Source organism: Polynucleobacter sp. 15G-AUS-farblos (assembly GCF_018882445.1).
Classification (GTDB): domain Bacteria; phylum Pseudomonadota; class Gammaproteobacteria; order Burkholderiales; family Burkholderiaceae; genus Polynucleobacter.
The window spans coordinates 269,372-285,624 of sequence record NZ_JACVOM010000004.1; the positions used below are offsets into that span (position 1 = coordinate 269,372).

Below are 16,253 nucleotides of genomic sequence, written 5' to 3' on the forward strand. Positions count from 1 at the left end.
TCAGTTGCGCTCCATGTCAATGTCAATACCCAACGAACGGATTTCTTTTACCAGCACGTTGAAAGATTCAGGCATACCAGCATCAATCGTGTGCTCGCCCTTGACGATGTTTTCGTAAACCTTAGTACGGCCTGCGACGTCATCGGACTTCACTGTCAGCATTTCCTGCAAGACATATGAGGCGCCGTATGCTTCGAGGGCCCAAACTTCCATCTCACCAAAGCGCTGACCACCAAACTGAGCTTTACCGCCCAATGGCTGTTGCGTTACTAGTGAGTAAGGTCCGGTTGAACGTGCGTGCATCTTGTCGTCGACCAAATGGTGGAGTTTCAAGACATGCATTACACCGACAGTTACTGGACGCTCAAACTGATCACCAGTGCGGCCATCGCACAAAATCATTTGCTGACGGGAAGGAGTCATCTTCAAAGATGTCGCAACATCTTGTGGATAAGCCAACTCGAGCATGCGTCCGATTTCTGCTTCTGTAGCACCATCAAACACTGGGGTTGCAAATGGCAAGCCTTGGCGAAGATTCTCAGCCAATACTGTAATTTGCTCGTCAGTGAAGTTGTCGATATCTTCAATGCGGCCGGTTTCGTTGTAAAGCTGTTTTAAGAACGTACGCAGTTCAGCTTGTTTAGCGTGCTCGCGAACCATCTCATCGATACGCTTACCAATACCTTGAGCAGCCCAACCTAAGTGGGTTTCCAAGATTTGACCAACGTTCATACGAGAAGGAACACCCAATGGGTTCAAGACGATATCTACAGGACGTCCATCAGCCATAAATGGCATATCTTCGGCAGGAGCAATTTTTGAAACCACTCCTTTGTTACCGTGACGACCAGCCATCTTGTCACCAGGTTGCAAGCGACGCTTAACAGCCAAGTACACCTTCACCATCTTCGTTACGCCAGGTTGCAAATCATCACCCTGGGTAAGCTTGGTGCGCTTCTCTTCGAAGGCTTCATCAAACTGTTTACGTTTCGCTTCAATAGAAGATTTAATCGCTTCAACTTGTGAGGCAACTTCATCATCTGCTGGACGAACATCAAACCAATGGTATTTATCCAAGCCGGCAAGGTATTCCTTGTCGATCTTAGTGCCTTTAGCTAATTTCTGAGGGCCGCCGTTAGCAACTTTGCCAACCAACAGTTTTTCTAAACGCATGAAGGCATCGCCTTCAACAATACGCAACTGGTCGTTTAAATCCAAACGATAGCGTTGTAACTCTTCTTGAATAATGGACTGCGCACGGGCATCACGCTCAATACCTTCACGGGTGAAGACTTGAACATCAATAACGGTACCAATCATTCCTGAAGGAACGCGCAAAGAAGTATCTTTAACATCAGATGCTTTTTCACCGAAGATCGCACGGAGGAGCTTCTCTTCAGGAGTGAGAGTAGTCTCGCCCTTTGGAGTTACCTTACCAACCAATACGTCACCAGCCTCAACTTCAGCGCCGATGTAAACAATACCGCTTTCATCCAAACGGGAGAGTTGTGACTCTGCCAAATTGGAAATATCGCGAGTAATTTCTTCTGAACCAAGCTTGGTGTCACGTGCAACAACCGACAACTCTTCAATATGAATAGAGGTGTAACGGTCATCAGCAACAACCTTCTCAGAGATCAAGATTGAATCTTCGAAGTTGTAACCGTTCCATGGCATAAATGCCACAGTCATGTTTTGACCCAAAGCCAACTCACCCAAATCGGTAGATGCGCCGTCAGCAACAACGTCGCCGCGGGCTACACGATCGCCAACCTGTACGATTGGACGTTGATTGATGTTGGTATTTTGGTTTGAACGGGTGTACTTGATGAGGTTATAAATATCCACACCAACTTCACCAGCTGCTGTTTCGTCATCGTTTACACGAATCACAACACGGTTTGCATCAACGTAATCGACGATACCGCCACGATTAGCCAATACAACAGTACCGGAGTCAACCGCAACAATACGCTCTAAGCCTGTGCCAACTAATGGCTTGTCTGGACGCAAGCAAGGAACTGCTTGACGCTGCATGTTCGCACCCATCAAGGCACGGTTCGCATCATCGTGCTCTAAGAATGGAACGAGTGAAGCAGCAGCAGAAACGATCTGGCTAGGAGCAACGTCGATGAAATCAATGCGCTCTGGGCTAACCATCATGGTTTCACCAGCTTGACGAGCAGAAACTAGCTCGTCAGCCAACTTACCGTTTTTGTCGATCGTTGCATTTGCCTGAGCAATGACATATTTCGCTTCTTCAATCGCAGAGAGGTAAACCACTTCATCGCTTACCTTGCTATTAGCAACCTTACGATACGGGGTCTCTAAGAAACCATGCTCATTCAAACGTGCAAATAGCGCAAGTGAGTTGATCAGACCGATGTTTGGTCCTTCTGGAGTTTCGATTGGGCAAACACGTCCGTAGTGGGTTGGATGCACGTCGCGCACTTCGAAGCCTGCGCGCTCGCGGGTCAAACCACCAGGTCCCAATGCAGAAATACGACGCTTGTGCGTGATCTCTGAGAGGGGGTTAGTTTGGTCCATAAACTGGGACAACTGTGAAGAACCGAAGAACTCACGAATTGCAGAAGAAATTGGCTTGCTGTTAATCAAATCATGCGGCATGAGGTTTTCCGTTTCGGCTTGGCCGAGACGTTCTTTAACCGCACGCTCAACACGTGACAAACCAGCACGGAATTGGTTTTCAGCCAATTCACCAACGCAACGTACACGACGATTACCTAAGTGATCAATATCGTCTACTTCGCCTTTACCGTTACGCAAATCTACTAGAGACTTAATCGTGTCGAGAATATCTTCGTTTGACAGGACCATTGGACCTTCCATTTCTGGACGGTTCAAACGGCTATTAACCTTCATACGGCCAACACGTGATAAATCATAAGTGTCTTCGCTATAGAACAAGCGCTGGAACAAAGCTTCAACAGCATCTTCTGTTGGAGGCTCGCCAGGACGCATCATGCGATAGATAGCAATACGTGCTGCTGTTTGATCCGCAGTTTCGTCAGTACGCAATGTCTGAGAAATATACGCACCAGAATCCAAATCATTGGTGTAGATGGTTTCTAATTGCTTGATACCTGCATCGCGCAACGTAGCCAATAACTCTTCAGTGATTTCGTCATTAGCGTAAGCCAAGATTTCACCAGAATCTGGATCAACAATATTGCGTGCAACCACACGACCAACCAAGTAGTCATCTGGTACAGCGATTGTTTTGGTCTTAGCAGCTTCGAGTTCGCGAATGTGTTTTGCATTGATACGCTTGTCTTTTTGAATGACGACAACGCCATTCTTATCAAGCACATCAAAGTTAGCCAGCTGGCCACGCAAACGCTCAGGAACAAATTCCATTGATGCGCCATTAGCGGTCAATGCAAAATGATCAAAGTTGAAGAAGTTTGCAAGAATCTGTTCGTTGTTTAAACCAATTGCTTTGAGCAAAATGGTGACAGGCATCTTGCGACGACGGTCAACGCGGAAATACAAAATATCTTTAGGGTCAAACTCGAAATCAAGCCATGAACCACGGTAAGGAATGATGCGTGCTGAGAACAGCAACTTACCAGAGCTATGTGTCTTGCCCTTATCGTGCTCAAAGAACACGCCTGGGGAACGGTGCAACTGAGACACGATGACGCGCTCAGTACCATTGATCACAAAAGAGCCGTTTTCTGTCATGAGTGGAATTTCACCCATATAAACTTCACTCTCTTTAACCTCTTTAACCTTAGTAGGCGCTTCGCGATCATAAATAATCAAGCGAACTTTTGCGCGTAAGGCGGAGTGGTATGTGTAACCACGTTGCTGACATTCTTTAACGTCAAATGGTGGCTGTGATAACTGGTAAGACACGTATTCCATACGCGCATAACCATTGTTAGACACAATTGGGAACGCTGATGTAAAGGCAGCCTGAAGTCCCTCAGTAAGACGAGACAATGGCGGCTTCTCAGCCTGTAAAAATTTAGCGTAGGATTCCAGCTGCGTTGCGATCAGGTACGGAACCTGGTGATTATTTACTCGCTTAGCAAAGCTTTTACGGACTCGCTTGCGTTCGGTGAAGCTATAGTTCATTTCATCTCCGAATTCAGCGACTGTACAAAGATTTGGCGATTGGCCACTACCAATCACTGGCGGACAACACTAAATCGTTTAGATCCAGTGTCCGACCAAACTTGCATTCTGCAGTCGTATCAGAAGGCAAACCCGATTTCAATCAGAAATGAAATCGGGTTTGACCACTAATGGTCAAACCCAACATAGCTAACGCTCCTTTTTGAGAAGCGCTAGCAAAGTTTGTGTTACTTGAGTTCTGCTTTAGCGCCAGCTTCTTCAAGCTTCTTCTTAGCTTCTTCAGCAGTTTTCTTGTCAACAGCTTCTTTGATTGGCTTCGGTGCACCGTCAACCAAGTCCTTAGCTTCTTTCAAGCCAAGACCAGTAATTTCGCGAACTGCCTTAATTACTGAAACCTTGTTTGCGCCAGCTTCGAGCAAGTTAACAGTGAATTCTGTTTGCTCTTCAGCAGCTGCACCGCCACCGCCTGCACCAGCAGGACCAGCAACAGCCATCGCTGCAGCTGAAACGCCAAACTTCTCTTCGAACGCCTTAACCAAGTCATTCAAATCCATAACGGACATGCTACCTACTGCTTCAATGATTTCTTCTTTAGTAATCGCCATTTTTAGCTCCTAATACTTAAATAGTTAATCTGTCGCTTATTCAGCGGCAGGGGTTTCGTTTGCTTCTGTTCCAGCTTCTGGGGCTGCGGCTGCAGGCTGAGCGGCTGCTTCTGGAGCGGCGGCTTCAGCAACTACTTCTGCTGGGGCTGCTGCTTCAACTGCAGGTGCTGCTACCGGAGCAGGTGCTCCAGCTGCCTTTTGTGCTGCTACTGCGCCCAATACGCGAGCCATCGCAGAGACAGGTGCCAACATCACACCCAACAACTGAGATAACAACTCGTCGCGGCTTGGAATTGTTGCGAGGGCTTTTACGCCTGCAACGTCTAACAACTTGCCGTTATATAAGCCAGCTTTAATGACTAGCAAATCTTGAGTCTTAGCAAAGCTCTGCAATACTTTTGCCGAAGCAATCGGATCAGCAGAGATGCCGTAAATCAAGGGGCCAACCATCGAATCAGCAAGAGGCTCAAACTGTGTGCCTTGTGCAGCACGGCGTGCCAATGTGTTCTTCAAAACGCGAAGATATACACCTTGGTCACGTGCGCTAGCACGTAGCTTTGTCAACTGCTCTACTGGAATACCACGGTATTCAGCGAGCACGACAGTTTGGGCTCCAGCCAATTGAGCGCCGACATCAGCAACAATCGCTTTTTTGTCTTGTACATTCAAAGGCACGGTTTAACTCCATAAAAACCAACTGTTTCCAGTTGGGGTTACACACCAGCGTCTGATCATTTGTTCACAAAATTTTTGTGAAAATCTTTTCAGGGTCGCCATCTGCGCTGGCTATTACTTTCGTAACGATTAAGAATTAACTCTTTACAAGCAACTAATCCACCAACGGTCTTTGATGTTCGACTCTCACTCAAAGAGCAGGAGTCGACCCAAAGTTCTTTTTTGTTACAAGCTAATTAAGCTGCCGCCTGTAACGATGCTTGGTCAACACGTACGCCCGCACCCATGGTGCTGCTTACGGCAACCTTCTTTAAATAGATGCCCTTAGATGCAGGAGGTTTTGCTTTATTCAAAGCCTCAAGCAATGCGAGCAAGTTGGACTTCAATGCAGTTGGCTCGAATGAACGACGGCCAATGCTTGCGTGCACGATACCGGCCTTGTCCACACGGAACTGAACTTGACCAGCTTTTGCATTTTTAACTGCAGTAGCAACGTCAGGAGTAACCGTTCCAACTTTTGGATTTGGCATCAAACCACGTGGGCCCAATACTTGACCCAAGGTACCAACAATTTTCATTGTGTCTGGAGATGCGATCAAAATATCAAAATCAATTTTGCCGCCTTTAATTTGTTCAGCAAGATCTTCCATGCCAACGATTTCTGCACCAGCGGCTTTAGCTTGTTCAGCCTTTTCGCCTTGAGCAAAAACTGCAACACGAACATGCTTACCTGTACCAGCTGGGAGCACTACTGCGCCACGCACAACTTGGTCAGATTTCTTAGCATCAATACCCAACTGAACAGCAACGTCGATAGACTCATCGAACTTGGCAGTTGCACACTCTTTAACGAGGTTCAATGCATCGTCTAATGAATAGAATTTGTTGCGATCAACTTTAGATTGAATTGCTTTAACGCGTTTGGATAACTTAGTCATGATTAGAGACCTTCCACAGTGATGCCCATGGAACGGGCGCTACCAGCGATTGTTCTAACAGCTGCGTCCATATCGGCTGCTGTCAAATCTGGCATTTTTGCTTTAGCGATTTCTTCCGCTTGAGCACGTGTAATTTTTCCTACCTTATCGGTATGGGGACGTGGCGATCCTTTTTCGATCTTCGCAGCCTTCTTAATCATGATGGTTGCTGGAGGAGTCTTCATGATGAATGTGAAGCTCTTATCAGCAAACGCTGTAATCACGACTGGAATTGGCAGGCCAGGTTCCATGCTCTGAGTTTGAGCATTAAACGCCTTACAGAATTCCATAATATTAAGACCGCGTTGACCCAATGCTGGACCTACGGGTGGTGATGGATTTGCTTTACCTGCAGGAATCTGCAGTTTGATAAAGCCAATAATCTTCTTTGCCATGTGTGCTCCTTAAAGCGCGCCTAACCTCATTAGGAAAGACCGCCGTTGAGTAAACGCTTCGCTAGTTTTTGGCTTTCTAGCTCCGCTCCTCGGTTAATTACAAAAACTAAATAACCATCCAAAACTACAAACTGCTGCACTGCAAAACAGGACTAAGTCCTTGTTTTTACATCTTTTCTACTTGGCCGAACTCCAGCTCAACTGGGGTACCGCGGCCAAATATTGTAACAGAAACGCGCAATCTTGACTTCTCATAATTGACTTCTTCGATATTTCCGTTGAAATCAACAAATGGACCTTCCTTAACGCGTACGATCTCACCCACCTCAAATAGGGTCTTAGGCTTAGGTTTATCCACCCCAGCCTGCATTTGATCCATGATTTTGGCGACTTCAGCAGTCGAAATCGGGCTTGGGCGGTTACGAACGCCACCTACGAAACCGGTTACTTTTGGGGTATTTTTCACCAAATGCCAGCTCTCATCGGTCATTTCCATCTCAATCAGCACATATCCTGGGAAGAAACGGCGTTCAGTCACTGATTTTGTGCCGGATTTGATCTCTACAACCTCTTCGGAAGGCACCAAAATACGGCCAAATTTCTCAGGCATGCCAGATCGAGCAATGCGCTCTTCCAGGCCTTTTTTCACGCTCTTTTCCATACCGGAATAAGCATGGATGACGTACCAGCGCATATTGCCAGTGGCTTGTGGATTTACGGCTACTTCAGAATCAATCATTTTTCTTACTCACTTCCAGCCTAATAGCACTGAAAAAACTAGCCATTCAATTAATTTGTCTGCAAGCCATAAAAATAAGGACATGATCAGAACAAAGCCAAATACGACTAGAGTCATTTGGGTCGTCTCTTTACGAGTTGGCCAAACAACCTTTTTTACTTCGTACCAAGAATCTTTTGCGTAGGCGATAAAACGACGCCCATCAGGTGAAATCGCCACAATGAAAACTGCAGCTGCAATGCCACCAAACAAAACTGCTAAACGCACCAATAAAGATTGGTCGGCCAAGGTGTAATAAAGCACCAATGCGGCAACGACAATTAAAGCAGCGAGTACGGATACCCAGCTGCTTTTTTCTTCAGAGTGACTTGCTGTTTGTTGAGACATATAACTTTCAGTTCAAATCGTGGCAGGGGCGGAGGGCATCGAACCCCCAACCTTTGGTTTTGGAGACCAACGCTCTGCCAATTGAGCTACACCCCTTTATAAAAAACTACTTAAGCCAAAATCTTTGCAACCACGCCGGCGCCAACAGTACGGCCACCTTCACGGATCGCAAAACGTAAACCTTCTTCCATCGCGATTGGCGCGATGAGTTTGACAGTAATGGTGACGTTATCGCCAGGCATTACCATCTCTTTGTCTTTTGGCAACTCGATTGAACCAGTTACGTCCGTAGTACGGAAGTAAAACTGTGGACGATAGTTGTTAAAGAACGGAGTATGACGACCACCTTCATCTTTACCCAAGATGTAAACCTCGGCTGTAAAGTGAGTATGTGGAGTGATAGAACCTGGCTTAGCCAATACTTGGCCACGCTCAACTTCTTCACGTTTTGTACCGCGCAATAAGATACCAACGTTATCGCCTGCTTGACCTTGGTCGAGCAATTTGCGGAACATTTCAACACCAGTACAAGTTGTCTTGAGTGTTGGCTTGATACCGATAATTTCAATCTCTTCGCCAACCTTAACGATACCGCGCTCGATACGACCTGTCACTACAGTACCGCGACCAGAGATAGAGAACACGTCTTCTACTGGCATCAAGAACGCACCGTCAATCGCACGCTCTGGAGTTGGGATGTAGGTGTCTAATGCTTCAGCCAATTTCATGATGGCTTCTTTACCCAATGGGCCTTCGTCGCCTTCAAGAGCTAACTTAGCAGAACCTTGAATGATTGGTGTGTCATCGCCTGGGAAGTCATACTTAGATAGAAGTTCACGAACTTCCATTTCAACTAACTCGAGCAATTCAGCGTCATCAACCATGTCGCACTTGTTGAGGAACACCACGATGTAAGGAACACCAACTTGGCGTGCCAAGAGGATGTGCTCACGCGTTTGTGGCATTGGGCCGTCAGCAGCAGAGCAAACTAAGATTGCGCCGTCCATCTGAGCAGCACCAGTAATCATGTTCTTAACGTAGTCAGCATGTCCTGGGCAATCCACGTGAGCGTAGTGACGATTTGCAGTCTCATACTCAACGTGCGCAGTATTAATCGTAATACCACGTGCTTTTTCTTCAGGAGCAGCATCGATCTGATCGTATGCTTTTGCTTCGCCACCGAATGCTTTTGAGAGCACGGTTGCAATTGCAGCTGTTAGTGTGGTTTTACCGTGGTCAACGTGACCGATGGTGCCTACGTTTACGTGCGGTTTTGTCCGCTCGAACTTTTCTTTTGCCATTTTTAATCTGCCTTTAGTTAACTCTTAAACCAAACACGAAATACACAATTAATAAATCAAACATGGTGCCCATGGGCAGGATCGAACTGCCGACCTCTCCCTTACCAAGGGAGTGCTCTACCACTGAGCCACATGGGCTAAATCTAATACAACAATTCTGGAGCGGGATAAGAGAATCGAACTCTTGACCGAAGATTGGAAATCTGCTGTTTTACCATTAAACTAATCCCGCACATCTGGTGGAGGGGGTAGGATTCGAACCTACGTAGGCATAGCCAACAGATTTACAGTCTGCCTCCTTTAGCCGCTCGGACACCCCTCCGCGAACCCAATATTCTGACTCCAAATGGAGCTTCTGTCAATCTCTCTAAACGCTTTGCACAAGTAAAAACGCCCAGACCTAAAAGGGTCTGGGCGTCGCATTGGTGCCCGGCAGTTACCTACTTTCACACGGGTAATCCGCACTATCATCGGCGTAGAATCGTTTCACTGTCCTGTTCGGGATGGGAAGGAGTGGTTCCAATTCGCTATGGTCACCGGGCGTAGAGGGTTGAGTTGCTGAATAAATCAACAACTCTATTTGAGTAAGCATGTAATAAGGATGCAGATTAAATCTGGCAAACATCCAACACAATAGTGCTGGTTATAGGATCAAGCCTAACGGGCAATTAGTATCGGTTAGCTTAATGCATTACTGCACTTCCACACCCGACCTATCAACGTTGTGGTCTTCAACGACCCTTTATGTAGGTTAAACCTACGGGAGATCTCATCTTCAGGCAAGTTTCCCGCTTAGATGCTTTCAGCGGTTATCTCTTCCATTCATAGCTACCCTGCGATGCTTCTGGCGAAACAACAGGTACACCAGCGGAATGTCCACTCCGGTCCTCTCGTACTAGGAGCAGCCCCCGTCAAATCTCCAACGCCCATGGCAGATAGGGACCAAACTGTCTCACGACGTTTTAAACCCAGCTCACGTACCTCTTTAAATGGCGAACAGCCATACCCTTGGGACCGGCTACAGCCCCAGGATGAGATGAGCCGACATCGAGGTGCCAAACACCGCCGTCGATATGAACTCTTGGGCGGTATCAGCCTGTTATCCCCAGAGTACCTTTTATCCGTTGAGCGATGGCCCTTCCATACAGAACCACCGGATCACTATGACCTGCTTTCGCACCTGCTCGACTTGTCGGTCTCGCAGTTAAGCACGCTTTTGCCATTGCACTTTAGGTACGATGTCCGACCGTACCAAGCGTACCTTCGTACTCCTCCGTTACACTTTGGGAGGAGACCGCCCCAGTCAAACTGCCTACCATGCACTGTTCCCGACCCGGATAACGGGCCAAGGTTAGAACCTCAAATAAATCAGGGTGGTATTTCAAGGTTGGCTCCAGCGAAACTAGCATTCCGCTTTCAACGCCTCCCACCTATCCTACACAGACCGATTCAAAGTCCAATGCAAAGCTACAGTAAAGGTTCATGGGGTCTTTCCGTCTAGCCACGGGTAGATTGCATCATCACAAACATTTCAACTTCGCTGAGTCTCAGGAGGAGACAGTGTGGCCATCGTTACGCCATTCGTGCAGGTCGGAACTTACCCGACAAGGAATTTCGCTACCTTAGGACCGTTATAGTTACGGCCGCCGTTTACTGGGACTTCAATCAAGAGCTTGCACCCCATCATTTAATCTTCCAGCACCGGGCAGGCGTCACACCCTATACGTCCACTTTCGTGTTTGCAGAGTGCTGTGTTTTTATTAAACAGTCGCAGCCACCTTTTTATTGCAACCCTTTCGTCCTCCCCTTGTACAGGGTCAAACTACCAGGGCGTACCTTATCCCGAAGTTACGGTACAAATTTGCCGAGTTCCTTCTCCTGAGTTCTCTCAAGCGCCTTAGAATACTCATCTCGCCCACCTGTGTCGGTTTGCGGTACGGTCTTGTTAGACTGAAGCTTAGAGGCTTTTCTTGGAACCACTTCCAATTGCTTCGCGAATAAATTCGCTCGTCTCACGCCCTTGAATTACGCTACCGGATTTACCTAATAGCCATCTCCAACGCAAGAACCGGGACTTCCAACACCCGGACAACTTTCCGCGATCCGTCCCCCCATCGCATCTAACAATGGTCAAGGAATATTAACCTTGTTCCCATCAGCTACGCATCTCTGCCTCGCCTTAGGGGCCGACTCACCCTGTTCCGATGAACGTTGAACAGGAAACCTTGGGCTTACGGCGAGGGGGCTTTTCACCCCCTTTATCGCTACTCATGTCAGCATTCGCACTTCTGATACCTCCAGCATCCTTTACAAGACACCTTCACAGGCTTACAGAACGCTCTCCTACCATCACATTGCTGTGATCCGCAGCTTCGGTTATATGCTTAGCCCCGTTACATCTTCCGCGCAGGACGACTCGATCAGTGAGCTATTACGCTTTCTTTAAAGGATGGCTGCTTCTAAGCCAACCTCCTGACTGTTTTAGCCTTCCCACTTCGTTTCCCACTTAGCATATATTAGGGACCTTAGCTGGCGGTCTGGGTTGTTTCCCTCTTGACACCGGACGTTAGCACCCGATGTCTGTCTCCCGTGCTTGCACTTGTAGGTATTCGGAGTTTGCTATGGCGCAGTAATCCGCAATGGACCCCACTACCATGACAGTGCTCTACCCCCTACAGTGATACACGAGGCACTACCTAAATAGTTTTCGGAGAGAACCAGCTATTTCCAGTTTTGTTTAGCCTTTCACCCCTATCCACAGCTCATCCCCTAACTTTTCAACGTTAGTGGGTTCGGTCCTCCAGTACGTGTTACCGCACCTTCAACCTGGCCATGGATAGATCAACTGGTTTCGGGTCTACACCCAGCAACTAGCGCCCTATTCGGACTCGCTTTCGCTACGCCTTCCCTATTCGGTTAAGCTTGCTACTGAATGTAAGTCGCTGACCCATTATACAAAAGGTACGCAGTCACCCCTTACGAGGCTCCTACTGTTTGTATGCACACAATTTCAGGATCTATTTCACTCCCCTCCCGGGGTTCTTTTCGCCTTTCCCTCACGGTACTTGTTCACTATCGGTCGATTACGAGTATTTAGCCTTGGAGGATGGTCCCCCCATATTCAGACAGGATTTCTCGTGTCCCGCCCTACTTGTCTCTAGCCTAGTACCACTCAATAATTTTCACATACGGGACTATCACCCTTTATTGTTGGACTTTCCATTCCATTCTGTTAATTACTGAGATATCACTAGAAGGCTCTTCCCATTTCGCTCGCCACTACTTTGGGAATCTCGGTTGATGTCTTTTCCTCTTGCTACTTAGATGTTTCAGTTCACAAGGTTCGCTTCTCATACCCTATGTATTCAGGTATGGATACCACAAAAGTGGTGGGTTTCCCCATTCAGAAATCCCCGGATCAAAGCTTATTTACCAGCTCCCCGGGGCTTATCGCAGGTTATAACGTCTTTCGTCGCCTGTAATCGCCAAGGCATCCATCATGTGCACTTATTCACTTGATCCTATAACGAGCACCATTACTAGTAACCGTTACAGGTTTTACTTCTACTTCTGACATGTTTGCCGTAATCCAAACTGTAAGTACTTGTTAAGAACTTTGTAAAACTCGTTTGATATTACTGATTGATGATTCAATCTTTACCCTTATTACATTGTCAAATGTCCTCTCAAAGAAACATTTGACACTTTGCTTACTCAAATTTTTAAAGAACAGCCATAAATGGCAAAACTAAACGATTAAGTATTCGCTTAGTTTTGACATTTAGATGATGGTGGAGGATGACGGGATCGAACCGACGACCCCCTGCTTGCAAAGCAGGTGCTCTCCCAGCTGAGCTAATCCCCCAACGTCCCACTAAGTTTGTTTCTGGCTGGTGGTGGGTCTGGTAGGACTTGAACCTACGACCCCTGCGTTATCAACACAGTGCTCTAACCAGCTGAGCTACAGACCCGTGGCTTTTATTGTCAACCGATAAGTGTGGGCACTATAGCTCCAGCATCTTTTCTCTAGAAAGGAGGTGATCCAGCCGCACCTTCCGATACGGCTACCTTGTTACGACTTTACCCCAGTCATGAACCCTGCCGTGGCAGTCGCCCTCCTTGCGGTTAGGCTAACGGCTTCTGGCAAAACCCACTCCCATGGTATGACGGGCGGTGTGTACAAGACCCGGGAACGTATTCACCGCGACATTCTGATCCGCGATTACTAGCGATTCCAGCTTCACGTAGTCGAGTTGCAGACTACGATCCGGACTACGATGCATTTTCTGAGATTAGCTCCCCCTCGCGGGTTGGCAACCCTCTGTATGCACCATTGTATGACGTGTGAAGCCCTACCCATAAGGGCCATGAGGACTTGACGTCATCCCCACCTTCCTCCGGTTTGTCACCGGCAGTCTCTTTAGAGTGCTCTTGCGTAGCAACTAAAGACAAGGGTTGCGCTCGTTGCGGGACTTAACCCAACATCTCACGACACGAGCTGACGACAGCCATGCAGCACCTGTGTTCACTTTCTCTTACGAGCACCTAATGTATCTCTACTTCGTTAGTGACATGTCAAGGGTAGGTAAGGTTTTTCGCGTTGCATCGAATTAATCCACATCATCCACCGCTTGTGCGGGTCCCCGTCAATTCCTTTGAGTTTTAATCTTGCGACCGTACTCCCCAGGCGGCTGACTTCACGCGTTAGCTACGTTACTCAGGATGTAAATCCCGAACAACTAGTCAGCATCGTTTAGGGCGTGGACTACCAGGGTATCTAATCCTGTTTGCTCCCCACGCTTTCGTGCATGAGCGTCAGTGTTATCCCAGGGGGCTGCCTTCGCCATTGGTATTCCTCCACATATCTACGCATTTCACTGCTACACGTGGAATTCTACCCCCCTCTGACACACTCTAGCTATACAGTCACAGGCGCCATTCCCAGGTTAAGCCCGGGGATTTCACGCCTGTCTTGTATAACCGCCTGCGCACGCTTTACGCCCAGTAATTCCGATTAACGCTCGCACCCTACGTATTACCGCGGCTGCTGGCACGTAGTTAGCCGGTGCTTATTCTTCAGGTACCGTCATTCCCGGACTGTGTTAGAGCCGGTGTTTCTTCCCTGACAAAAGAGCTTTACAACCCGAAGGCCTTCTTCACTCACGCGGCATTGCTGGATCAGGGTTTCCCCCATTGTCCAAAATTCCCCACTGCTGCCTCCCGTAGGAGTCTGGGCCGTGTCTCAGTCCCAGTGTGGCTGATCGTCCTCTCAGACCAGCTACTGATCGTCGCCTTGGTGGGCTTTTACCCCACCAACAAGCTAATCAGGCATCGGCCGCTCTAATCGCGCGAGGTCTTTCGATCCCCCGCTTTCCCCCTCAGGGCGTATGCGGTATTAGCACAGCTTTCGCTGCGTTATCCCCCACGATAAGGTACGTTCCGATGTATTACTCACCCGTTCGCCACTCGCCACCAGGTGCAAGCACCCGTGCTGCCGTTCGACTTGCATGTGTAAGGCATGCCGCCAGCGTTCAATCTGAGCCAGGATCAAACTCTTCAGTTTAATTCCTGTGATCCTTGCGGATCGTCGCACTCATTCAAGAAATTGACTTGGTAATAAAACCAAATCTTTTTACTGTCTATGAGTACTATTTATTTACATCTGTCCCGAAGGACTGGATGCTTTCACTTAGTACCCACAATTATCGGTTGACTAATTTTTAAAGAGGGCTGACTTGTTTCGTATTTCAAAAAACATTCAGCTGAGAGGTGAGACTATAGCGTACTTATTTCGGGTCGTCAACACCTTTCGTAGTCTTTTTCCTCAAATAGAGGTAGTTTTTTCTGATTAAAAAAATAAAATGAATGTAATCAATAAGATAGAAACCAAAAAAATATTTCACTTTTTTTAAAAATTTAAGGGTTTTGGAGCATTTGCCCCCAGTCATCCGACTAAAGTCTTCGTTTTTACCCCCTCGCATGCAGCCTTTTGACTACAAACTAGGGAAAACCCTGAAATATTTTCGCTTTCCTGTTAATATGTTGCTATGCACAATAAATTAGCGAACAATCACTTACCCGGCAAGCCCTATACGGCAGGGCAAGCGATTCCTGTTCGCGAGCTACATGCTGGCCACAAAGATGAGATCTTGAATCATTTATTACAGCTAAATGATGAAGATCGCCACCTCAGATTTGGAACTCAAACGCCGGATGAGGTTATAGCTCACTACGTAGAGCATATAGACTTCAATAGAGACACTGTTTTTGGCATCTTTAATGATGACCTGAAACTCATTGGCATGGCGCACCTGGCTTATTTACCCGAGTCTAAAAACCAAACACGCGCTGCGGAATTTGGTGTCTCTGTTCTACCGGAAGGCCGTGCGCAGGGGCTTGGAACAGCGCTCTTGCAACGATCTGCAGTGCATGCACGCAATACGCGGATTGAAACCCTCTACGTTCATTGCTTAGCAAGCAATAAAGCCATGATGCATTTGGCACAAAAAGCTGGCATGCGTGTTGAGCATGCTTATGGAGATGCCGACGCTTATCTCAAGCTCTCTCCAGCAAGTCCTGCAACGATTGTTGAAGAGGCTGCAAACGAACAGTGGGCAGACTTGGACTATGCAATGAAATCCAATCTGAAAAAAACAAATCAAGCATGGTGGTGGCTTTTAGGTCGCCCTGGTTTAGCGCCTTAATTTGCGCTTGGCGCACCACGTAGTATCCAACTTGCTAAGAGCGATAAATCGGCATCACTCAGCTTTGCATTTGCAGGCATAGGAACTACGCCCCATGAGCCTGCACCACCTTTCAAAATTTTATTCTTTAAAAAAATTTGTGCGTTGGGATCATTTTTATATTTGAGTGCGACTGACTCAAAACTTGGACCAACAATTTTTTTATTGACTGCGTGACAGCCTAAACACGCATTTTGTTTTGCAACTATCAATGCTTGTTGATCGCTACTTGCGGCATGAGTGGTTTGCACAAAAAAAACAAAATATAAAAAACAAAAAAATATTTTGACGATTCGTTGCAACACACTCATCCAATTTCTTTAGAAGAGA

The 16,253-nt window shown here is 47.2% G+C and carries 9 protein-coding genes, 6 tRNA genes, 3 rRNA genes and 1 pseudogene; 1 reads left to right on the top strand and 18 read right to left on the bottom strand.

The features are described from left to right. The 17 genes and pseudogenes from rpoB to ICN41_RS08460 all read right to left on the bottom strand — a co-directional run bounded on the left by rpoB (nt 1) and on the right by ICN41_RS08460 (nt 14,743). On the bottom strand, nt 1-4,101 hold the full coding sequence (gene rpoB / locus ICN41_RS08380; protein ID WP_216292470.1) for a DNA-directed RNA polymerase subunit beta: 4,101 nt from the start codon (nt 4,099-4,101) through the stop codon (nt 1-3). Nucleotides 4,102-4,328: 227 nt separating this feature from the next. After that, nucleotides 4,329-4,706 carry a 50S ribosomal protein L7/L12 gene (rplL, locus tag ICN41_RS08385; RefSeq protein ID WP_215293444.1) on the bottom strand — a complete coding sequence of 126 codons (378 nt, stop codon included), beginning with the start codon at nt 4,704-4,706 and terminating at the stop codon, nt 4,329-4,331. A 159-nt stretch (nt 4,707-4,865) separates the two neighbouring features. After that, nucleotides 4,866-5,381: pseudogene (gene rplJ, locus ICN41_RS08390) on the bottom strand (50S ribosomal protein L10); the annotation flags it as partial. A gap of 236 nt (nt 5,382-5,617) precedes the next feature. Continuing rightward, the gene (rplA, locus tag ICN41_RS08395; protein ID WP_215348179.1) at nt 5,618-6,319 is read right to left on the bottom strand and encodes a 50S ribosomal protein L1; all 702 of its coding nucleotides are present in this window, start codon (nt 6,317-6,319) and stop codon (nt 5,618-5,620) included. A 2-nt stretch (nt 6,320-6,321) separates the two neighbouring features. Beyond that, nucleotides 6,322-6,753: a 50S ribosomal protein L11 gene (rplK, locus tag ICN41_RS08400; protein WP_011901890.1), complete on the bottom strand. Its 432-nt coding sequence runs from the start codon at nt 6,751-6,753 to the stop codon at nt 6,322-6,324. Nucleotides 6,754-6,919: 166 nt separating this feature from the next. Further along, nucleotides 6,920-7,492, bottom strand: coding sequence for a transcription termination/antitermination protein NusG (gene nusG, locus ICN41_RS08405; protein WP_215293441.1), 573 nt, complete (start codon nt 7,490-7,492; stop codon nt 6,920-6,922). A 9-nt stretch (nt 7,493-7,501) separates the two neighbouring features. Further along, nucleotides 7,502-7,879 carry a preprotein translocase subunit SecE gene (gene secE, locus ICN41_RS08410; protein ID WP_216292472.1) on the bottom strand — a complete coding sequence of 126 codons (378 nt, stop codon included), beginning with the start codon at nt 7,877-7,879 and terminating at the stop codon, nt 7,502-7,504. 20 nt (nt 7,880-7,899) lie between these two features. Continuing rightward, nucleotides 7,900-7,975: transfer RNA gene (locus ICN41_RS08415), tRNA-Trp, on the bottom strand. 14 nt (nt 7,976-7,989) lie between these two features. Then, a complete protein-coding gene (tuf, locus tag ICN41_RS08420) occupies nt 7,990-9,180 on the bottom strand; it encodes an elongation factor Tu (protein WP_087908789.1) in 1,191 nt (396 codons plus the stop codon). A 63-nt stretch (nt 9,181-9,243) separates the two neighbouring features. Beyond that, nucleotides 9,244-9,318, bottom strand: a tRNA-Thr gene (locus ICN41_RS08425). 20 nt (nt 9,319-9,338) lie between these two features. After that, nucleotides 9,339-9,412: transfer RNA gene (locus ICN41_RS08430), tRNA-Gly, on the bottom strand. 5 nt (nt 9,413-9,417) lie between these two features. Next, nucleotides 9,418-9,502: transfer RNA gene (locus ICN41_RS08435), tRNA-Tyr, on the bottom strand. Between the two features lie 105 nt (nt 9,503-9,607). Then, nucleotides 9,608-9,721 (bottom strand): 5S ribosomal RNA (gene rrf / locus ICN41_RS08440). 106 nt (nt 9,722-9,827) lie between these two features. Next, a 23S ribosomal RNA gene (locus tag ICN41_RS08445) occupies nt 9,828-12,701 on the bottom strand. Nucleotides 12,702-12,969: 268 nt separating this feature from the next. Further along, nucleotides 12,970-13,045 (bottom strand) — tRNA-Ala (locus ICN41_RS08450). 29 nt (nt 13,046-13,074) lie between these two features. Continuing rightward, nucleotides 13,075-13,151, bottom strand: a tRNA-Ile gene (locus tag ICN41_RS08455). Nucleotides 13,152-13,210: 59 nt separating this feature from the next. Beyond that, a 16S ribosomal RNA gene (locus tag ICN41_RS08460) occupies nt 13,211-14,743 on the bottom strand. The 16S, 23S and 5S rRNA genes sit together here with 5 tRNA genes alongside, the layout of an rRNA operon. 484 nt (nt 14,744-15,227) lie before the next feature. Here ICN41_RS08460 and ICN41_RS08465 point away from each other — a divergent pair. After that, nucleotides 15,228-15,884 (top strand): GNAT family N-acetyltransferase, encoded by a 657-nt coding sequence (locus ICN41_RS08465; protein ID WP_216292473.1) that lies wholly within the window; start codon nt 15,228-15,230, stop codon nt 15,882-15,884. Here the strand turns inward: ICN41_RS08465 and ICN41_RS08470 are convergent. Further along, entirely contained in the window at nt 15,881-16,234 is a 354-nt protein-coding gene (locus ICN41_RS08470; RefSeq protein ID WP_216292474.1) for a c-type cytochrome, read from the bottom strand. The genes ICN41_RS08465 and ICN41_RS08470 overlap by 4 nt on opposite strands. Nucleotides 16,235-16,253: the final 19 nt, after the last annotated feature.